Consider the following 21,445-nt stretch of genomic DNA (forward strand, 5'->3'; position numbering starts at 1 on the left):
GGCAGAATTTGTAGGGTGCGCATTAATGCGCACCTGGTTTCAAGGGGCAGGATAAGTAAACTGGCGATGAATCGCTTCCAGCTCCTCTAACACCTCGGCGTTCAGCGTCAGATTGAAACTCTCCACGTTAATCTTCAACTGCTCCAGCGTAGTTGCGCCCAACAGGGTGCTGGCAACAAACGGCTGCTGACGCACGTAGGCCAGCGCCATCTGCGAAGGATCCATATTGTGCTTGGTCGCCAACGCCACGTATGCGGCAATCGCCTGCTGTGACTGATCGCCGCTGTAGCGGGTAAAGCGGCTAAACAGCGTATTGCGCGCACCAGCCGGTTTCGCACCGTTCAGGTATTTACCACTCAGCGTACCAAACGCCAGGCTCGAATAAGCCAGTAGCTCAACGCCTTCATGCTGGCTGATCTCCGCCAAACCGACTTCGAAGCTGCGGTTCAGCAGGCTGTACGGGTTCTGGATGGTGACGATACGCGGCAGCTCATGCTTCTCCGCCAGCTGCAGGTAGCGCATCACGCCCCACGCGGTTTCGTTCGACACGCCAATGTAGCGAATCTTACCGGCGCGCACTTGTTCCGTCAGCGCTTCCAGCGTCTCCAGCAGCGTGACCGGCACGCTGGAATCGGTATATTGATAACCCAGCTTGCCGAAATAGTTGGTCTGACGCTGCGGCCAGTGCAGCTGATAGAGATCGAGATAATCGGTATTCAGGCGTTTCAGGCTGGCATCCAGCGCTTCACGGATATTTTTGCGATCCAGCGCCTGATGCGGGCGAATCGAGGCATCCGCGCCGCGTACCGGTCCGGCAACTTTGCTGGCCAGAATAATTTTGTCACGGCTGCCGCGCTTCTTCAGCCAGCTACCAATATATTGTTCGGTTAATCCCTGGGTTTCCGGGCGCGGTGGCACCGGATACATTTCCGCGGTATCAATCAGGTTAATGCCACTGCTAACCGCGTAATCGAGTTGTGCGTGGGCGTCGGCTTCGCTGTTCTGCTCACCAAACGTCATGGTTCCAAGCCCCAGCTGACTCACTTCCAGCGTGCTATGGGGAATACGGTGATAGTGCATTTGCCGGCATCCTTTTTTCATTATGAAAGGGAATGTTGTGTCCTTTGGGACTATAACGTGTCAAGCGGCGCGGAAGGAAGGGGGGAAAGTTCGGGAAATCGCCTGCACAAGGGGAAAACGCGTGCAGGCTTGGCAATTTGGCACTTAACGCTCAATGATGGTTGAGACCTCGTCACCATTGATCTGCATCTGATGGCCTTTCTCATCGGTGTACTGTACCAATCCTGTCTCTTTATCGATGGCCGGTTTGCCATCCGTCATGATCATACGGCCATCTTTGGTCGCCATGACGTAATCACTGCTGCAACCGCTCAACAATACCGCCACCAACGCCAAACCCACTGCACTCACCAACCCTTTCATTCTTATCTCCTTCTCGCGACTTCAACTGCAAAAGTGTAGTAATAAATGCTTTCATCGCCAGGAGTAATCGCATCATTCCTAAAGTTATCGGCAGCAATATGCGTTTACAGTAAAAAATGTCGCGCTAAAAGTGGACCGGTGAAGCTTTTCTTCAAATAAAAGCCGCGTGGCAGCGTCATGATTGGCTCGCCATGTTCGCCAATCGCTTCAGTCAGGGCTTTGCTGTTGGCGGCTTTGGGCCGGATTTGCAGCCAGGCGCCGTGACGGGCGGTGATACGCTCAACCTGGCCGAGCACAATCATATCCATTAACTCTTCCCAGTCTTCCCGCAGCTGCTGCTCCTCTTCCTCGTTAGGATGCCACAACAGCGGTGAACCCACGCGCCGCTCGGCCAGCGGTAGCGCACGATCGCCTTCAATCGGGATCCACAGCACTCGCGCCAGCTTGTGACGCACATGGCTGGTTTCCCAGGTGACGCCGCTATTGCCGGTTAATGGTGCGACGCAGACAAAGGTGGTCTCCAGCGGTTTGCCTTGTGCATCCACCGGGATGGTTTTCAATTCAATGCCGAGATGGGCGAAATCCTGCTCGGCTTTGCTGCCGGCGCTGGCACCTAAATGCAGCTCCAGCAGCATGCCAACCCAGCCTTTATCGCGCTTCAAATCCGCCGGAATGGGCAGGTTGATCTGCGCGGCCAGCGCGGCAAATGTCTGACCTGCCAGCTGCTGGGCACGTTGCAGTAATTCCGCTTCGTTTTCAGGCGGCGATGACAATAAGGGTGAGGAGTGCATGTTAAAACTCACATTGGTCGAAGAGTGAACAGTAAACGCGGCCTGGATTTGTCCACATGGCAGTTAAGTGAATAACGTTGATAATAGCATGATTCAGCATGCTTTTTTAATTGTATAGCCACCAGGCGTCTGCGGTTATCGCAAGGTTATCCCAGCTTGTTATCGACAATGAACAGGTGTTGAACCAGGTTATCCACAGAAAAATGGGGTAACCCCCTGTTACGGCTACCCCTGTTTCCATTTACAGCCTTGACTTTCGCGTTTTGAACGCTTTTTTTCCTTTCTTTGACCAGGTTTAGGGCGTTCTCTGTGGATAAAAACGTCGCTGCTGGATCTTTGACCGATCGAAAAAACAGACGCAAGCATAACCCAGGATCCTCATGGCCATTTAATAGTGATATGAATTTATCACAATGAAAAATATCAATTTAAATGTTATTTCAAGGTTGGATGATGAGAATTTTCCGAAGCGGTTATTCACGTCATTCCCGTGTTCTGCACAAAGCTATCCACAGAAAAGGTGAATAAGATCGCTGATAAATCCCCCTTGCTGTTTATAACTTGGCTCATCTCTGTGAGTTATCCTGTTTTTATTCTGCTTGCAGGCCGGTATCCAGTGGTTTACCGCCTGTAAGGAGTGTGAAACAATCAGGCTATTCAAATTTAGCTTTGAGGTAGTCCAGTGATCGATGATGATGGCTACCGCCCGAATGTTGGTATCGTAATCTGTAACAGGCAAGGACAAGTGTTATGGGCCAGGCGCTTTGGACAGCACTCTTGGCAATTTCCTCAGGGAGGCATCAATCCGGGTGAAACCGCTGAACAGGCGATGTATCGCGAACTGTTCGAAGAAGTGGGTTTACACCGCAAAGATGTTCGAATACTTGCTTCAACCCGAAACTGGTTACGCTACAAGTTGCCAAAACGTTTGGTGCGTTGGGACACAAAGCCGGTGTGTATCGGCCAGAAACAAAAGTGGTTTCTTCTGCAGTTGATGTGTAGTGACGCGGAAATCAATGTGCAGCACAGCAGCACGCCTGAATTTGACGGTTGGCGCTGGGTTAGCTTCTGGTATCCGGTGCGTCAGGTGGTCTCTTTCAAGCGCGATGTGTATCGCCGCGTCATGAAAGAGTTCGCTGGCGTGGTGATGTCTATGCAGGAGAGTGCCGGGCAGCGCAATAACGCCGCCCAACGACGTAAAAGAGGATAGGCCACGCCCTTTATGCTCACTCAGTTACGCGAAATAGTAGAGAAAGTGGCGAGTGCTCCACGTCTGAATGAAGCACTCGACATTCTGGTAAACGAAATTTGCCTTGCGATGGAAACCGAGGTTTGCTCGGTTTATCTCGCCGATCACGATCGTCGTTGCTACTACCTGATGGCGACACGCGGGCTAAAAAAGCCGCGTGGTCGTACGGTCACGCTGGCGTTTGACGAAGGCATTGTTGGCCTCGTCGGACGGTTAGCCGAGCCGATCAACCTCGCCGACGCGCAGAGCCATCCCAGCTTTAAATACATTCCTTCTGTTAAAGAGGAGCGTTACCGCTCCTTCCTCGGCGTACCCATTATCAGCCGCCGCCAGCTGCTTGGCGTGTTGGTTATCCAGCAGCGCGAACACCGTCAGTTTGATGAGAGCGAAGAGTCCTTCCTCGTCACGCTCGCCACGCAAATGGCGGGCTTGCTGTCGCAGTCGCAGCTCGGCCAACTGTTTGGACAATTCCGTCAGACGCGCGTCAAAGCCATTGCCGCGTCACCCGGCGTGGCGGTTGCGCCAGGCTGGGTAGATGAAACCCAGCCGCTGCTCGATCAAGTCTCCGCCGCTTCCACCCTTGACGTGCAGCGTGAACGTGAGCGTCTGGTGATGGCGATGGGCGAGGCGGGTAACGAATTCCGCCGCTTCAGTAAACGTTTTGCCGCCAGCGTGCAGAAAGAGAGCGCGGCGATCTTCGATCTCTACTCGCACTTGCTCACCGATGCGCGGCTGAAAAAAGATCTGTTTGATGAGATCGAGCGTGGATCCGTAGCGGAGTGGGCGGTTAAGCAGGTGATCGAGAAGTTCGCCGAGCAGTTTGCCAATCTGCAGGATCAATATCTGCGTGAGCGCGCCGGCGATTTGCGTGTGCTTGGTCAACGTCTCCTGTTCCACCTCGATGATTCGCTGGTCGGCACCAATGCCTGGCCGGAACGCTTCGTGTTAGTCGCTGATGAACTCACCGCCACCACGCTGGCTGAACTGCCGCAGGAGCGTTTAGCCGGTGTGGTGGTGCGCGATGGCGCAGCCAACTCGCATGCGGCGATTTTGACGCGCGCGATGGGCATTCCAACCGTGATGGGCGCGGATATTTTGCCGGCGCAGCTCAACAAACGTTTGCTGATTGTTGATGGTTATCGTGGCGAAGTGCTGATCGATCCTGAACCGGTGCTGGTGCAGGAGTATCAGCGTTTGATCAGCGAAGAGAACGCGCTGAGCAAAATGGCCGAAGGTGTCGTTGAGCAGCCCGGCGAGCTGAAAAGCGGTGAACGGGTTCAGGTGATGCTGAATGCCGGACTTAGCCCGGAACATGAGCGGGCGCTCGACAGCTGGGTTGACGGTATTGGTCTGTATCGCACCGAAATTCCTTTCATGCTGCATAACGGCTTCCCATCCGAAGAGGAGCAGGTAGCGCAGTATCAGGGCATGTTGCAGCTGTTCTACGACAAGCCGGTCACGCTGCGTACCCTCGATGTCGGCGCCGATAAACAGCTGCCGTACATGCCGATTAGCGAAGAGAATCCCTGTCTCGGCTGGCGGGGCATCCGCCTGACGCTCGACCAACCGGAGATCTTCCTGGTGCAGGTGCGTGCCATGCTGCGTGCCAACGTGGCGTCCGGCAACCTGAGCATTTTGCTGCCGATGATCAGCCATATCGACGAGATTGATGAAGCGCGTCGTCTGATCGATCGAGCCGGTCGTGAAGTGGAAGAGATGCTGGGCTATGTGATTCCCAAGCCGCGCATTGGCATCATGATTGAAGTGCCGTCGATGCTGTTTATGATCCCGCATCTGGCGGATCGTATCGATTTCATCTCAGTGGGGACCAACGATCTCACGCAATATCTGCTGGCGGTTGATCGCAACAATACGCGCGTGGCGAATCTATATGATTCCCTGCATCCGGCGATGCTGCGGGCGCTGCACACCATTGCCAGTGAAGCCCGCCAGGCCAAACTGGAGCTGTGCTTGTGTGGTGAAATGGCCGGCGATCCGATGTGCGTCGCGCTGCTGGTGGGGATGGGTTATCACCATCTCAGCATGAACGGTAAAAACGTACCGCGCGTGAAATATCTGCTGCGCCATCTCGATTTTGAGGAAGCGCAGAAGCTCAGCGAGCAGGGACAGGCGGCGCATACGGCATCGGAAGTGCGCCATTTAGTCTCTACCTTTATGGAGCGTCGCGGTTTAGGCGGCCTGATTCGCGGCGGGCGTTAACGGTTACAACTTGCCGGACTCTGTATACCCGGGCTGTGCTATTATGCGCGGCCTTTTATTATATCAACCCTTAGCCAGACCCGTTTCAGGGCAGAAAAAACGATGGTGAAAGATGACTGACGGCTACATTTCGTTTCCCCAATTCGATCCGGTAATTTTCTCTATCGGACCGGTTTCGCTTCACTGGTACGGCTTGATGTACCTGGTGGGCTTTATCTTTGCCATGTGGCTGGCGACGCGTCGTGCCAACAAACCAGGCAGCGGCTGGAAAAAAGAAGAAGTGGAGAACCTGCTGTACGCGGGCTTCCTCGGCGTCTTCCTCGGCGGCCGCATCGGCTATGTGCTGTTCTATAACTTGCCGCTGTTCCTTGAGAATCCGCTGTATCTGTTCAAGGTTTGGGATGGCGGTATGTCGTTCCATGGCGGCTTGATTGGCGTCATCGTGGTGATGTTGATCTTCGCACGCCGTACCAAACGTACCTTCTTCCAGGTGGCTGATTTTATTGCGCCGCTAATCCCGTTTGGTTTGGGTGCTGGTCGTCTTGGCAACTTTATCAACGGTGAACTGTGGGGCCGCGTAGCGCCAGACTTCAAATACGCCATGCTGTTCCCGGGCTCACGCAGCGAAGATATCGCGCTGGCGGCGAATAATCCGCAGTACCAGGATTTGCTGAATACCTACGGCGTGCTGCCGCGTCATGCGTCACAGCTGTATGAACTGTGCCTTGAAGGCATCGTGCTGTTCATCATCCTGAACCTGTTTATTCGCAAGCCGCGTCCGATGGGCAGCGTCTCTGGCTTGTTCCTGATTGGCTACGGCGCATTCCGCATCATCGTTGAATTCTTCCGCCAGCCGGATGCGCAGCTTGGCCTGTTCGAAGGCGGCGTCAGCATGGGACAAATTCTGTCGATCCCGATGATTCTGGCCGGGGTGATAATGATGATTTGGGCGTATCGTCGTCGTCCGCAGCAACAAACTCGTGAGGTAAAATGAAACAGTATCTGGACCTAATGCAACATGTGCTGAATGAAGGCGCAGAAAAGGCCGACCGCACCGGAACCGGCACGCTCTCCATCTTTGGCCACCAGATGCGTTTCAATTTGCAGGACGGTTTTCCGCTGGTTACCACCAAGAAAGTGCACCTGCGCTCGATCATTCATGAGCTGCTGTGGTTCCTCAAAGGCGACACCAACATCGGTTATCTGAAAGACAACAAGGTGACGATTTGGGACGAGTGGGCAGATGAGAACGGCGATCTTGGCCCGGTATACGGCAAGCAGTGGCGCAGCTGGGGCAGCGCTTCGGGCGAAGAGATTGATCAGATTAGCAAAGTGATTGAGCAACTGAAGCGCGACCCGGATTCTCGCCGCATCATCGTTTCGGCGTGGAACGTGGGCGAACTGGATCAGATGGCGCTGGCACCTTGCCATGCCTTCTTCCAGTTCTACGTTGCCAACGGCAAGCTCTCTTGCCAGCTGTATCAGCGCTCGTGCGACATCTTCCTCGGTCTGCCCTTCAATATCGCCAGCTATGCGCTGCTGGTGCATATGGTGGCGCAGCAGTGCGATCTCGAAGTAGGTGATTTTGTCTGGACCGGCGGTGACACGCACCTGTACAGCAATCACCTTGAGCAGGCGCGACTGCAATTGACGCGTGAACCGCGTCCGCTGCCGAAGCTGGTGATCAAGCGTAAACCGGCCTCAATCTTCGACTATCAGTTCGAAGATTTCGAGATTGAAGGCTACGATCCGCATCCAGCGATTAAAGCGCCCGTAGCGATTTAACTATTTTTACCCGTCGTGGTCGCCATTCATGGCGACCACGACTCAACCGCAGCTCAATCCCCAACCGCACCTCAATTCTGAATCCGCCTCGCAAAAATCTGTATCTCTCTGCACATCCCAGTGATTCCCTGCGCAGCGTTCCCCAACGCGTCACTCTGCCGCTTGTTGGGCATCCTCTCGGCGGGCAAATTAGCCGCCATGAACAGAAACGATAACCACGGCTTCACCTTGCCTGAACTGTTATTAGTGATGGTGATCGCTGGCATCCTCAGCGTGGGTGCCTTACAAGGCTGGCAGCGCTGGCAGCAGTACCAACAGCTGCGCGACAGCGTGCTGCAACTGCAGGGATTTCTGCTGCGGCTGCGTGCCCATGCCAACTGGCATAATCGCGATCTTACGCTGTGGTTGCAGCCAAGCGAGAACGGTTGTCTTGGCGCAGGAGCAAAGCCCGCGGAGGGCTGCGCGCTGCCATCACGCTGGCTGTATAAGCCGCCGCATGACAGCGTGCGCATCGTCGCCATCACCGGTGACGTCGGTTTCTACGGTCGGCGCGATGTCGCGCGCCCTGGCAGCATCGATCTCGCCAGCGATGCCGGGCGCTGGCGTTTAATCATCTCTGCCAGAGCACGCATCCGCGCCTGCCAGCCGGGAGAGAAAGGATGCGAATAACGCAGAGCGGTTTCAGTCTGCTGGAGATGCTGATTGCCATGGCGATTGGCGCGGTATTGATGATTAGCGTCGGGCGTTTTTTGCCGCTGCTGCTCGAGCAGAACCTGCGCCTGCAACAGCGCGTGCAGTTACAACAGGAACTGCAGCAGATCGCCCATACGCTACAAAAGGCATTGCGCCGTGCAGGTTATTGTCACGGTCAGTGCAGTGGTTCTGCATTGACGCTGGTCGCTAACGGCAGCTGCGTATTGCTGCGCTGGGATGAAAACAGCAATGGTCGCTGGGAGGGCGTGGGCCACAGCGAAAGTGATTATTACGGCTATCGACTGCGCAGCGGGCAGTTGGAAATGCAGCGTGGCGTGGATGAGTGCAACAGCAGCGGCTGGGAGAAACTGTCCGATCCGGCCTTTCTCACGCTTGATGCCTTCCAAGTCGAACGCCAAGGCTCGCGCCTTATTCTACAGCTGGCCGGACACGTCGGTAACCAAAGTGTGGCGCTGGAAAACTGGATTGAAGGAATCAATCTGTGAAGCAACGCGGCAATAGCACGCTGGGCATGGTGCTGATGATGTTACTGATGGGCGGATTGACGCTGCACGCGACGCGCAGCCAGCTGTCGCAAAGCATGGTGTTAGTGGCTGATGAGCAGCAGCACAGTAAGGATTTCTGGCAGGCGCAGGCTGCATTAGCGTGGGGTAGCGTACAAAACTGGCCGCTGGCAACCGGCTGGCAATGCCAGCAGTGGGCGGCAGAACAGTGGCAAAGTTGCTTGTTAAGAATGGAGGATGACAATGCGTTGTTATCAGGGCATGGAGAAGGGCAGCCGCTGTGGCTTTATCGTTGGGTATCGATGCGCAACACGCAGCCGCAGCCGCAAGAGCATGGCTGGATTGATTACTGTCCCCTGTCGCAGCCGGAGCTGTGTCAGCCAGCAGCAGGGCTTTAGTCTGGCAGAAACGCTGGTGGCGATGTTATTGCTGGCGATGACTATCAGCACGTTGCTGCAATACCATCGCGCGCTGGCGCTGGGCTTCAGCCTGCAGTGGCAGCAGCGTCAAGCCTGGCATGTTGCCGGTCAGGCGCTGCTTGGCCATGAGGTTGAGGGCTGGCAAAGCCAGCGCCAGCAGCAGAGCCTGGGCAGTGGCTGTACGCTGGAGCGCGTCACGGTTACGGGACCACAACAGCGTTCGGCCTCTTTAGGGCAGCTCAATTGCCGCTGAGATGGCTTCAGCGGTAGGCATCAATGGCGATAAACGGTAGAGTGGCTCGGCTGCGTGCAGCCAACGCACCTGCGGCATGAAGTATGACGGGTATATCTTTGAAGGAGAATTATGTTCCGGGTCTATCATTCCAATCAGCTTGATCTGTTGAAAAATCTGGCAGGCATTCTGATTGAAAACCAACCGCTGGCCGATCCGCTTGCTGCTGAGCAGGTGCTGGTGCAAAGCCCGGGAATGGCCCAGTGGCTGCAAATGGAGCTGGCCAACAGTTTCGGTATTGCCGCCAACATTGATTTCCCGCTGCCCGCCAGTTTTATCTGGAACATGTTCGTTAAGGTGCTGCCTGATATTCCTGAGGAGAGCGCCTTCACCAAAGCCAGCATGAGCTGGAAGCTAATGCATCGGCTGCCGACACTGCTGGAGCAAGAGGCTTTTCAGCCGCTGCGTCACTACCTCAATGACGACGATGACAAGCGCAAGCTGTATCAGCTCAGCGCCCGCGTGGCCGATCTCTTTGACCAATATCTGGTGTATCGCTCGGACTGGCTCAACAGCTGGGAGCGCGGCGAGCTGATTGATGGCTTAGGCGAATCACAACAGTGGCAGGCGCCGCTCTGGTGCGATCTGGTCAACTTCACGGAGAGTCTGGGCCAGCCGATGTGGCATCGTGCCAATCTCTATGCTCGCTTTATCCATAAGCTTGAGCAGGCAGATACGCCACCGCCAGGTCTGCCACAGCGCGTGTTCATTTGTGGTATCTCCGCGCTGCCGCCGGTCTACTTGCAGGCGCTGGAGGCGCTAGGTCGGCACATCGATATTCATCTGCTGTTCACCAATCCCTGCCGCCACTACTGGGGCGACATTCAGGATTACGCCTTCCTGGCGAAGCTGCAAAGCCGCCAGCGCCGCCGAATTCAATCGGATGAAATGCAGCCACTCTTCCGCGATCCGACAGGCGCCTCGGCACTGTTTAATGACCTCGGCGAGCAGCAGTTAACCAATCCACTGCTGGCGTCCTGGGGCAAACTCGGGCGCGATAATCTGTTTTTACTGAGCCAGATGGAATCTGCTGCCAACGACATTGATGCCTTCGTGGAAATGTCGCAGGACAACCTGCTGCACAGCCTGCAAGCGGACCTGCTCAACCTGGATGATAAAGCGGTGATCGGGTTAAACGCCGGAGAGCTGGCCGACAGCCGCGAGAAGCGCCTGCTCGATCCGCAAGATCGTTCGATTACGCTGCAGGTCTGTCACAGCGCTCAGCGCGAGGTCGAAGTGCTGCAGGATCATCTGCTGACGCTAATGGAAGCCGATCCCGGGCTTAAGCCACGCGACATCATTGTGATGGTGGCCGACATCGACAGCTATGCACCTTTCATTCAGGCCGCTTTTGCCAGCGCGCCGAGTGAACGTTATTTACCTTTTGCCATCTCGGACCGGCGCGCCAGCCAGGCGCACCCGGCGATTCTGGCACTGCTCAGTTTACTGGCGCTGCCGGAGAGCCGTTTTGCCTCGGAAGATGTGCTGGCGCTGCTGGAAGTTCCGGCGTTAGCGCAGCGTTTCTCAGTGGATGAAAGCGGCCTGCGTCTGCTGCGTCGCTGGGTGATGGAATCGGGTATTCGCTGGGGATTAGATGATGCCAGCGTTGAAGCACTGGCACTGCCGGTTACCGGGCAACATACCTGGCGCTTTGGTCTGCAGCGCATGCTGCTGGGCTATGCGCTAGAGAGCAGAAATGGCGACTGGCAAGGCATTCTGCCGTATGACGAATCCAGTGGATTGATCGCCGAGCTGGCGGGGCATCTGGCCGAATTACTGTCGCGACTTGAACAGTGGCGCGCCCGTCTGGCCGAAGAGCGCTCGTTAGCCGAGTGGATGCCGTTGTGTCGGGAACTGATTGAAAACTTCTTCAGCGGTGATGCTGAAAGTGAAGCCGCGCTGCTGCTGGTCGAAACACAGTGGCAGCAGATTATCGAACAAGGCATGCAGGCGGCCTATCAACAGCCCATTCCGGTTACGTTGTTGCGTGATGAACTGCGTTCGCGCCTCGATCAGCAGCGAATTAGCCAGCGTTTCCTCGCCGGTCCAATCAACTTCTGTACGCTGATGCCGATGCGCTCCATTCCTTTCAAGGTAGTGTGCTTGTTGGGAATGAACGACGGCGTTTACCCGCGTACCTTAGCGCCTCTGGGCTTTGATTTAATGCAGCAGCAGATGCGTAAAGGCGATCGTAGCCGCCGTGATGATGACCGCTATCTGTTCCTCGAAGCGCTGATTTCGGCGCAGCAGCAGCTGTACATCAGCTATATCGGCCGGGCAATTCAGGACAACACGGAGCGCTATCCGTCGGTATTGGTGAGTGAGCTGGTGGATTATCTCGGGCAGAGTTTCCGTTTGCCGGGCGATGAAGCCTGTGAGCCTGATGTCAGCGAGCAGCGCGTACGCGAACACCTGCAGAAGCTGCATAGCCGTATGCCCTTTGCCGCTGAGAACTTCCAGCCGGGCGCACAAGGCCAAAGTTTTGCCGCCGAGTGGCTGCCAGCGGCCAGCGGCAGCGGTGTGGCGCAGCCGCATTTCGTACAGCCATTACCTGCCGTGCCGTTAGAGACCTTGTCGCTGGAACAACTGCTACGCTTCTGGCGACATCCGGTGCGCGCCTGGTTCCAGCAGCGCTTAGGGGTTGCCTTCTGGATGGAGGAGAGTGAACTGCCCGACAGCGAACCGTTCGCGCCGGACAGCCTGGAGCGCTACCAAATTAACGCCCAGCTGTTGAACACGCTGGTCAACGGTGACGATCCGGCGCAGCTGTATGCCCGCCATCGCGCCGCGGGCAATCTGCCTTATGGCCCATTCGGGGAACTTTTCTGGCAGAGCCAGACCGAAGAGATGCAGGAAGTGGCGGCTGAAGTGAGTGGTCAGCGCCAGCCGGCCGAGAGTTGGGAGATCAACCTGAAGTTGGCTGAGGTGCAATTGACCGGTTGGCTGACTCAGGTGCAAGCTGATGGGCTGCTACGCTGGCGTCCGGGCGTACTCAATATGAATGATGGCCTGCTGTTATGGCTGGAGCATCTGGTGTATTGCGCGCTAGGCGGTACGGGTGAAAGCCGCATGTACGGGCGCAAGCAGAGCCATTGGCGCTTCACTGCGCTGGCATCCGAACAGGCGTTAGCGTTGCTCAATGAGTACGTTGCAGGTTATCAGGCCGGGTTGGTTCAGCCGCTGATGCTGCTGAACAAGTCTGGCGGTGCCTGGCTGGAGGCGAGCTTTGATAGCAAGACTCACCAGCTGCTGGAAGACGAAGCAACGCAGAAAAAGGCACTTAACAAACTGCTGCAAGCCTGGCAGGGTGGTTTCCAGGTGGAAGGCGAGGGCAGCGATCCCTATCTGCAGCGCCTTAGCCGTACACTGGATGAAGCGACGGTAGAGGCAATGACTGCCGCCGCACGCCACTGGTATTTACCGGTGCGTCTCGCACATCAACATGATGATTAGCAATCGGGCGCGGCTTGGTTCGAAGCTGTTCCCAACACTATAAAAAAGTTTTTCTATTTCACCGCTGGACACACAGCCAGCGGAAAAGGGTAACGTAAGGGGTTTAAATGCGGATCTACGCACGCTGTATAGGAGCGCTGCTGCTGAGCACGTTGGCGCTGAATGCCTTTGCCGATACCGATCGCGGCTGGCAACCCATCAATGAAACCATTCGTAAAAGCGATCACGATCCACGCAGTTACCAGGCGATTACCTTAAGCAACGGCATGACCGTACTGCTGGTCTCAGACAAGGACGCGCCGAAATCTCTGGCAGCACTGACGTTGCCGATTGGTTCGCTGGATGATCCCAATCAGCAACTGGGTCTGGCGCACTATCTCGAGCACATGGTGCTGATGGGGTCTAAGCGTTATCCGCAGCCTGATAACCTTGCCGAATTCCTGAAAAAACACGGCGGCAGCCACAACGCCAGCACCGCGTCCTATCGCACGGCGTTCTATTTGGAAGTGGAGAACGATGCGCTGCAGCCCGCGGTAGATCGTCTGGCCGATGCGATTGCCGAGCCGCTGCTCGATCCGGTCAATGCCGATCGTGAGCGTCATGCCGTCAATGCCGAACTCACCATGGCCCGTTCACGCGATGGTTTGCGCATGGCGCAGGTTGGGGCTGAAACCCTTAATCCGGCCCATCCCGGCTCACGCTATTCTGGCGGTAATCTGGATACGTTAAGTGATAAACCAGACAGCAAATTGCATCAGGCGTTGACCGATTTTTACCGCAGCCATTATTCGGCCAACCTGATGAAGGCGGTGATTTACAGTAATAAACCGCTGCCGGAGATGGCCGATATTGCGGCAAAAACCTTTGGTCTTGTCGCTAATCATCAGACCACGATACCGAAGATCGACGTACCGGTGGTGACCGATGCGCAGAAGGGCATTATCATTCACTACGTGCCGGCTCAGCCGCGCAAGCAGTTAAAAATTGAGTTCCGCATTCCTAATAACAGCGATCGGTTCCGCAGTAAAACCGACACGCTGATCAGCTATATCCTCGGCAATCGCAGCAAAAATACCCTTAATGACTGGCTGCAAAAGCAGGGCCTGTCGGACGGCGTCAGTGCCGGTGCCGATCCCATGACCGAGCGTAACAGCGGCGTGTTCGCCATCAGCGTGTCGTTGACCGATAAAGGTCTGGCGCAGCGCGATGAGGTGGTCGCCGCCGTATTTAACTATCTCGATATGCTGCGTAATAAGGGCATCAGCAAAGATTACTTTGATGAAGTTTCTCACGTGCTGGCGCTGGATTTCCGCTATCCGTCAATCACGCGCGATATGGATTACATCGAATGGTTGGTGGATACCATGCTGCGGGTGCCGGTTGAACACACGCTGGATGCGCCCTATCTGGCCGATCAATTCGATCCCGCAGCCATCAAAGCGCGTCTTGATGAAATGACGCCGCAGAATGCGCGCATCTGGTATATCAGCCCGCAGGAGCCGCATAACAAAGAAGCTTACTTTGTGAATGCGCCTTATCAGGTGGATAAAATCAGTGACGCACAGTTCAGTGACTGGCAACAGCGATCCAGCCAGCTCCAGCTGTCGATGCCAACCCTGAATCCCTATATTCCGTCTGATTTCGCCATCATGCCTTCCGCAGGTAAAACTTACGATCATCCGGTCGCGCTCACCAATGGCGACAGCATGCGCATCTACTGGATGCCAAGCCAGATTTTCGCCAGTGAACCCAAAGCTGCCATCACCTTAGCGCTGCGCAATAAAGCCGCGATTAGCGATGCCCGTCAGCAGGTGCTGTTTGGTTTGAATGACTATCTCTCCAGTCTGGCACTGGATGAGTTGAACTCGCAGGCATCGGTTGGCGGCATCAGCTTCTCCACTGGCGAAGATGATGGCATCGTGTTTAGCGCCAGCGGCTTTACCCAACGTTTGCCGGAGTTGCTGAAAAAACTGGTGGAAGGCTATGCCACCTTTACGCCGGATCAACAGCAGTTGGAGCAGGCCAAATCATGGTATCTGGACCGCCTGGAAGCCGCCGAAAAAGGCAAAGCGTTTGAGCAAGCCATTCAACCGATGCAGATGCTGTCGCAGCTGCCTTATACCCAGCGTGAAACGCGTCGCAAACTGGTGAAAGATATCACGCTGAAAGAGGTCACTGATTACCGCGATGCGCTGATTCATCACGCCACGCCAGAGATGATGGTGGTGGGTAATCTCTCTGCGGATCGCGTTACACAGCTGGGTGATGAACTCAAACAGCAGTTGCAGAGCGACGGTCACGGCTACTGGCACAGTGATTATGTGCTGGTAGATAAAGCGATGAAAGCGAACCTGCAGAAAGCGGGCAGCAGCACCGACTCGGCGCTGGCGGCGCTCTATGTGCCGCTGGGGTATAGCGAATATGCCAGTATGGCGAACAGCACCATGCTCAGCCAGATTGTGCAGCCCTGGTTCTACAATCAACTGCGTACCGAGGAGCAGCTCGGTTATGCCGTGTTTGCCTATCAGATGCCGATTGGTCGCCAATGGGGGATCGGTTTCCTATTGCAAAGCAACAGCAAACAACCTGCCTTCTTACTGCAACGCTTCGAGGCCTTTTATCCGCAGGCTGAACAGCGCCTGCGCACCATGAAACCGGAAGACTTCGCGCAGTATCAGCAGGCGCTGATCAATGATATGAAGCAGCGCCCGCAGACGCTGGATGAAGAGGCGAACCGCTTTAACCGTGACTTTAAGCGGCAGAACTTTGCTTTCGATACGCGTGAAAAAGCGATTGAGCAAATTCAAAAGCTGACGCCAGCGGGTCTGGCCGACTTCTTCCATCAGGCGGTGTTAGCGCAACAAGGCATGGCGATGATTTCGCAGATTGGCGGTAGCCATGATGGCTCAACCAAAGATGACTACGCGCCATTGCCCGGCTGGACCACCTGGGATGAGGTGCAGAAATTGCAGCAATCATTGCCAGTGAAGAGTGATGCGCAATGAGTTTGTTACCTGAAACCCTCAATCCCCTGACGCTGCCGCTGCGCGGTGAGCGTCTGATTGAAGCCTCAGCCGGAACAGGCAAGACCTTTACCATCGGTCTGCTCTATCTGCGCCTGCTGCTCGGGTTAGGTGGACAAAATGCGTATTCCCGTCCGCTGTCGGTAGAAGAAATTTTGGTGGTGACCTTTACCGAGGCTGCTACCGCCGAGCTGCGTGGACGTATTCGTGCCAACATCCACGAGCTGCGATTGGCCTGCCTGCGCGGCGTCAGCGGCAACCCGATGCTGATGCAACTGTTGCAGGAAATTCCGCAGCCTGCTGATGCGGCTTCGCTGCTGCTGGCCGCCGAACGTCAAATGGATGAGGCGGCGATTTTCACGATTCACGGCTTCTGCCAGCGCATGCTCAATCTCAACGCCTTTGAGTCGGGAATGTTGTTTGAACAACAGCTGATTGAAGATGAGCAGCTGTTGCTGCGTCAGGCGACGGCCGATTTCTGGCGTCGTCACTGCTATCCGCTAACGCTGGATGTGGCGCGCGTGATCGTCAGCGAATGGAGCGGTCCGGAGCAGCTACTGGCGACGTTGCGTCCGTGGTTGCAGGGCGAATCACCTGGCCTGCGCCTGCCGCCGGCCGACAGTGAAACGCTGGCCTCGCGCCACAGCGAAAACCTGGCGCGTATCGCCGCCATGAAAGCACAATGGCAGGCGGCGGGTGAAGAGGTGCTGGCGCTGGTCGGTCAATCCGATGTGGATAAGCGCAGCTACAGCAGCAAAAATTTGCCGGTTTGGATCAACAAGGTGAGTTTTTGGGCACAAAGCGAAACGCGTGACTATCAGGTACCCGCCGAACTGGCGCGTTTTGGCCAGCGCATGCTTGAAGAGAAGACTAAGAAGGGCAATCCGCCGCATCATGCTTTATTCGACGCCATCGACAGCTTCCTCGCGCAGCCGCTTTCGCTGCGCGATTTAGTGATTGCGCGAGCGCTGGTCGAGGTGCGAGCGGCAGTACGCAAAGAGAAACGGCAGCAGGCGCTACTCGGTTTTGATGACCTGTTAAGCCGCCTTGACGAAGCGCTGCAGCAGCCAGGCGGCGAGCAGCTAGCGCACGCTATCCGCCAGCGCTTTCCGGTCGCGTTGATCGATGAGTTTCAGGATACCGATCCGCTGCAATACCGTATTTTCCGCACGCTGTATATCAATCAGCCAGCCCATGCGCTACTGCTGATTGGCGATCCGAAGCAGGCGATCTATGCGTTTCGTGGCGCGGATATCTTTACCTACATTCGCGCGCGTAGTGAAGTGAGTGCGCACTACACGCTGGATACCAACTGGCGCTCCTCGCCAGCGATGGTCAACAGCGTCAACCAACTGTTTGCGCGCCTCGACGCGCCATTCTTGTTTGCCGATATTCCGTTCCTGCCGGTGCACTTCGCGCCCCCTAATCAGCAGCTGTCGCTCAGTATCGACCAGGCTGAGCAAGCGGCATTGCGCTTCTGGCTGCAGCCGGGTGACGGCTGCAGCGTGGGCGATTATCAGCAAAGGATGGCGCAGCAGTGTGCTGCTGATATTAGTCGCTGGTTGCAGGCAGGACAGCAGCAGCGCGCGATGCTGGGTAAAGCAGCGGCGTTGCGGCCGGTGCAAGCCTCGGATATCACGGTGCTGGTGCGCAGCCGTAACGAAGCCAACCTGATTCGCGAAGCATTGAATCTTCTCGGCATCCCGTCGGTCTACCTCTCGAACCGCGACAGCGTCTACACCACGCCGGAAGCGCGCGAACTGTTGTGGCTGCTGCAGGCCGTGCTGGCACCGGAGCAGGAGCGTATGCTGCGCACCGCGCTGGCTACCTCGCTGTTTGCCTTTGATGCCTCACAACTTGATGCGCTGGATCAGGATGCGCGCGGCTGGGACGAACTGGTTGACACCTTTGCCCGTTGGCAACTGGTGTGGCAGCAGCGCGGCGTGTTGCCGATGCTGCGTGAAATGATGCTGGAGCGTCAGCTGGCCGAAAATCTGCTGGCTTCGGACAACGGCGAACGGCGCCTGACCGATTTACTGCACTTGGGTGAATTGTTGCAGGAGGCGGCTGCGCAGCTGGATAGCCCGCATGCGCTGGTGCGCCATCTGGCACAGCAGATTGCGCGTCCGGATAGCCAGTCGGCTAGCCAGCAGCTGCGTCTGGAGAGCGATCGCCATCTGGTGCAGATTGTTACCATTCATAAATCCAAAGGTCTGCAATATCCGCTGGTGTGGCTGCCGTTTGCCGCCGGGTTCCGTGAAGCGGATACCGCGCTGTATCACGATCGTGAGAACTTCAACGCAGTACTGGATCTGCAAGCCGATGAGGAGAGCCTGGCGTTGGCTGAACAGGAGCGTCTGGCGGAAGATCTGCGCCTGCTCTACGTGGCGTTGACCCGCTCGATCTTTCACTGCAGCGTTGGCGTGGCGCCGCTGTTTCGTGGCACGCGGAAAAAAGAAGGTGCGAGCGATTTGCACAAAAGCGCGCTCGGGTTCCTGCTGCAACGCGGCGAGGCAGCGACGGCTGAACAGCTCGCTACATTACTGCATGAAATGGACGCAGCGGGCACTGACGTGGTGCTGGCGGATGACATTGATGCCGAGCGCTGGCAGGTCGATGCGGTCGCCGATAGCGCGCTGGGCGCACGTGCTGTGACGCGAGTACTGGCCGATCCCTGGCGTGTGACCAGCTATTCCGGTTTACAGCAGCACAGTTCGCATCGCTTACTCGATGTGATGCCTAACTTCGATGTTGAAGCGGCGGGCGAAGAGGATCTTGAAGAAGAGCGGGAAGCCGCCTTGACGCCACACCACTTCCCGCGCGGCGCCGCACCCGGCACATTTTTGCATGAGCTGTTCGAGTCGCTGGATTTCCCGCAACCGCCCAGCGAGGAGAAACTGGCGCAGCATCTGCAACAAAATGGCTATCCGCTGCACTGGCAACCGATGCTGAGCGAGTGGATCACGCGCGTGCTGAGCACGCCGCTGAATGCGCAGGGCATTCATTTGGCGCAGGTGCAGAGCAGCGATCGTTTGGTGGAGATGGCGTTCTATCTGCCGATTGATAATGTGCTGACCGCGCATGAACTGAGCGCGTTGATCTCCCAGGATGCGTTATCGGCTCAGGCTCCGCCGCTGGATTTCCGTCAGGTGCAGGGCATGCTGAAGGGCTTTATTGACCTGGTCTTCCGCTGGCAGGGTAAATACTATCTGCTGGATTATAAATCCAACTGGCTTGGCGACAGCCACGAAGCTTATACGCCGCAGGCAATGGCGCAGGCAATGATCGATCATCGCTATGATTTGCAGTACCAGCTCTACACGTTGGCGCTGCACCGCTATTTACAACATCGTGTGCCGGATTATGATTATGAGCAGCACTTCGGCGGCGTTTTCTATCTCTTCCTGCGTGGCATGGACGGCAGCTCGCCCAATAACGGCGTGTTCCACACGAGTCCCACTTTCGACTTTGTCTCACAACTGGATAGCCTGTTTCGCGGGCCAGGAGAGTCAGCATGAGCAGCATGACAGCGCTTTTATCCCAGGCGGCTGAGCTGCGCTTGCTGCGCTCATTGGACGTTCAGTTTGCCCAACTGCTGGCCGATGACGCTCAGCCGGCGCGCTTGCTTCTGGCGGCATGCCTAAGTGCCGAAGCCGGGGATGGGCATGTCTGTTTGCCGCTGACGCAGCTCAGCCGTGACAATCTGTTCAAGGGGCGTCATCCAGAATTGGCGCACGCTATCTGGCAAGCGGCGGGGGAGCCGCAGGATTGGCCTGCGTTGTTGAACGGCTGGTCTGCGCTCAGTGATAGCGAGCAGGCGGCGCCGATTGTATTAAGCGAAGATCGTCTTTACCTGCATCGTCTCTGGCACAACGAAGGGCAGGTAGCACACTTCTTTCAGTCACAGTCGGCAGCACAGCCTTTTGCACCTCAGCAGGTAAGAGCCGTGCTGGATCAGCTATTTGGCACCGAACCGGATAACTGGCAGAAAATTGCGGCTGCCGTGGCGCTGACGCAGAAAACGGCGGTGATTTCTGGTGGTCCAGGGACCGGGAAAACCACCACCGTGGCAAAACTGCTGGCCGCGCTGATCCGTCTCAGCGAAGGTGCGCTGCGCGTTCAGTTAGCCGCACCAACCGGAAAAGCGGCGGCGCGTCTTACCGAATCACTCGGTAAAGCGCTGCAGAAGTTACCGGTCAGCGAGACGGAGCGTCAGCGCTTCCCCGCTGATGCCACCACGTTACACCGTTTGTTAGGCGCGCAGCCGGAAACGCAGCGCTTGCGCTATCACGCAGGAAATCCGTTACATCTGGATGTGTTGGTGGTAGATGAAGCCTCGATGGTGGATCTCGGCATGATGGCCAATCTCATTGCCGCCCTGCCACCGCAGGCGCGGGTCATTTTTCTTGGCGATCGCGATCAGCTGGCATCCGTTGAAGCGGGCGCGGTGCTGGGTGATATCTGCCGCTGTGCTGAAGCGGGTTACAGCCCTGCGCGTGCAGCACAACTCAGCGAACTCACCGGCTGTGCGGTGGCGGGCAATGATGATGTCAGCGCCCCCGCTGTGCGCGATGCGATTTGCCTGCTGCGTAAAAGTTACCGCTTTGACGCTAATTCCGGCATCGGCCAGTTGGCCAGCGCCGTCAACGCGGGAGATGCAAAAGCCGTGGAAGCGGCGTTTCAGGCGGGATTCAGCGATATCACCCGCCAACCGCTGAATGATAGTGATGCTTATCAGGCGATGCTGACGGAGATTGCCGCAGGCTATCAACCTTTCCTCAGGTTAATTAGCCAGCGGGCAGATGCGGCGGAGATTATTGCGGCGTTTGGCCGTTATCAGCTGCTGTGCGCGCTGCGCGAAGGACCCTTTGGGGTGCAGGGGTTGAATCAGCGTATTGAGCAGAAGCTCATACAACTGCAGTTGATTCGTCGTCCCACCGGCGGCAGTCGTTGGTATCAGGGACGTCCGGTGATGGTGACGCGCAACGATAGCGCGCTGGGTCTGTTTAACGGTGATATTGGCATTACGTTGTTCGACGATGAAGGCCTGCTAAAAGTGTTCTTCCCATTGCCGGATGGCAGCATTAAAGCGGTACAGCCAAGTCGTTTACCCACACACGATACCGCGTGGGCGATGACGGTGCATAAATCGCAGGGGTCGGAGTTTGATCACACGGCGTTAGTTATGCCGGCGCAGTTTCTACCGGTACTAACCCGTGAACTGATTTACACCGCGATTACCCGTGCGCGTAAGCAGCTGACGTTATACAGCGATGACAGTGTGTTCCGCCGCGCGGTGCAGTTGCGTACCCAGCGACGCAGCGGATTACTCGAGCGGTTAAGCGAGGAATAAACCCGGTCGGCATCAATGCCGCCCCTACAAATGCATCCTAGGGTCGCCATTCATGGCGTAATGCTCGTCAGTTAAGCTGCGCATTGGCATCGCGGGGGTTCCGCCCGCTAAGCCTAGGGCAGTTTCAGAATGTGTGAAGCCGGCGGCCGGGCTAAGGTCCGAAGGCGCGGACCTTAGCAATCCGCGCCTGCGCCGTCCTC

Annotated in this window: 15 protein-coding genes; 12 read left to right on the forward strand and 3 right to left on the reverse strand. The window is 56.5% G+C overall.

Annotated features, from left to right (window positions below; all coding sequences use genetic code 11):
- Nucleotides 1–39: 39 nt before the first annotated feature.
- The 3 genes from PMI17_RS17285 to mutH form a co-directional block, all read right to left on the reverse strand.
- Nucleotides 40–1,080: an NADP(H)-dependent aldo-keto reductase gene (locus tag PMI17_RS17285; RefSeq protein WP_007890927.1), complete on the reverse strand. Its 1,041-nt coding sequence runs from the start codon at nucleotides 1,078–1,080 to the stop codon at nucleotides 40–42.
- A gap of 144 nt (nucleotides 1,081–1,224) precedes the next feature.
- The gene (locus tag PMI17_RS17290) at nucleotides 1,225–1,443 is read right to left on the reverse strand and encodes a YgdI/YgdR family lipoprotein (protein WP_007890930.1); all 219 of its coding nucleotides are present in this window, start codon (nucleotides 1,441–1,443) and stop codon (nucleotides 1,225–1,227) included.
- Nucleotides 1,444–1,547: 104 nt separating this feature from the next.
- Nucleotides 1,548–2,234, reverse strand: a complete 687-nt coding sequence (gene mutH / locus PMI17_RS17295) for a DNA mismatch repair endonuclease MutH (RefSeq protein ID WP_007890931.1) — start codon at nucleotides 2,232–2,234, stop codon at nucleotides 1,548–1,550.
- A gap of 682 nt (nucleotides 2,235–2,916) precedes the next feature.
- On the opposite strand from mutH, the gene rppH reads away from it, so the two are divergent.
- From rppH to recD, 12 genes are all read left to right on the forward strand, one after another.
- The gene (gene rppH / locus PMI17_RS17300; protein WP_007890933.1) at nucleotides 2,917–3,444 is read left to right on the forward strand and encodes an RNA pyrophosphohydrolase; all 528 of its coding nucleotides are present in this window, start codon (nucleotides 2,917–2,919) and stop codon (nucleotides 3,442–3,444) included.
- A gap of 12 nt (nucleotides 3,445–3,456) precedes the next feature.
- Nucleotides 3,457–5,703 carry a phosphoenolpyruvate--protein phosphotransferase gene (ptsP, locus tag PMI17_RS17305; RefSeq protein ID WP_007890934.1) on the forward strand — a complete coding sequence of 749 codons (2,247 nt, stop codon included), beginning with the start codon at nucleotides 3,457–3,459 and terminating at the stop codon, nucleotides 5,701–5,703.
- A 112-nt stretch (nucleotides 5,704–5,815) separates the two neighbouring features.
- Nucleotides 5,816–6,697 carry a prolipoprotein diacylglyceryl transferase gene (lgt, locus tag PMI17_RS17310; RefSeq protein ID WP_007890935.1) on the forward strand — a complete coding sequence of 294 codons (882 nt, stop codon included), beginning with the start codon at nucleotides 5,816–5,818 and terminating at the stop codon, nucleotides 6,695–6,697.
- Nucleotides 6,694–7,488, forward strand: a complete 795-nt coding sequence (gene thyA / locus PMI17_RS17315; RefSeq protein ID WP_007890936.1) for a thymidylate synthase — start codon at nucleotides 6,694–6,696, stop codon at nucleotides 7,486–7,488. The genes lgt and thyA overlap by 4 nt, the downstream gene beginning before the upstream one ends.
- Nucleotides 7,489–7,686: 198 nt before the next feature.
- Complete coding sequence (locus tag PMI17_RS17320) at nucleotides 7,687–8,157, forward strand: prepilin-type N-terminal cleavage/methylation domain-containing protein (RefSeq protein WP_036621637.1); 471 nt, start codon at nucleotides 7,687–7,689, stop codon at nucleotides 8,155–8,157.
- Complete coding sequence (locus tag PMI17_RS17325) at nucleotides 8,148–8,687, forward strand: prepilin peptidase-dependent protein (RefSeq protein WP_007890938.1); 540 nt, start codon at nucleotides 8,148–8,150, stop codon at nucleotides 8,685–8,687. The genes PMI17_RS17320 and PMI17_RS17325 overlap by 10 nt, the downstream gene beginning before the upstream one ends.
- Nucleotides 8,684–9,103, forward strand: a complete 420-nt coding sequence (locus PMI17_RS17330) for a DUF2509 family protein (RefSeq protein WP_007890939.1) — start codon at nucleotides 8,684–8,686, stop codon at nucleotides 9,101–9,103. Before PMI17_RS17325 ends, PMI17_RS17330 begins: the two co-directional genes overlap by 4 nt.
- Before the next feature lies 1 nt (nucleotide 9,104).
- Entirely contained in the window at nucleotides 9,105–9,377 is a 273-nt protein-coding gene (locus tag PMI17_RS17335) for a prepilin-type N-terminal cleavage/methylation domain-containing protein (protein WP_238344411.1), read from the forward strand.
- A gap of 111 nt (nucleotides 9,378–9,488) precedes the next feature.
- A complete protein-coding gene (gene recC, locus PMI17_RS17340; RefSeq protein WP_007890942.1) occupies nucleotides 9,489–12,869 on the forward strand; it encodes an exodeoxyribonuclease V subunit gamma in 3,381 nt (1,126 codons plus the stop codon).
- A 107-nt stretch (nucleotides 12,870–12,976) separates the two neighbouring features.
- Nucleotides 12,977–15,874, forward strand: coding sequence for a pitrilysin (ptrA, locus tag PMI17_RS17345; protein WP_007890943.1), 2,898 nt, complete (start codon nucleotides 12,977–12,979; stop codon nucleotides 15,872–15,874).
- A complete protein-coding gene (gene recB, locus PMI17_RS17350; RefSeq protein WP_007890944.1) occupies nucleotides 15,871–19,410 on the forward strand; it encodes an exodeoxyribonuclease V subunit beta in 3,540 nt (1,179 codons plus the stop codon). The genes ptrA and recB overlap by 4 nt, the downstream gene beginning before the upstream one ends.
- Nucleotides 19,407–21,245, forward strand: a complete 1,839-nt coding sequence (recD, locus tag PMI17_RS17355) for an exodeoxyribonuclease V subunit alpha (protein ID WP_007890945.1) — start codon at nucleotides 19,407–19,409, stop codon at nucleotides 21,243–21,245. The genes recB and recD overlap by 4 nt, the downstream gene beginning before the upstream one ends.
- The last annotated feature ends 200 nt before the right edge of the window (nucleotides 21,246–21,445 follow it).

This window comes from Pantoea sp. GM01 (assembly GCF_000282675.1).
Classification (GTDB): Bacteria; Pseudomonadota; Gammaproteobacteria; order Enterobacterales; family Enterobacteriaceae; genus Pantoea; species Pantoea nemavictus.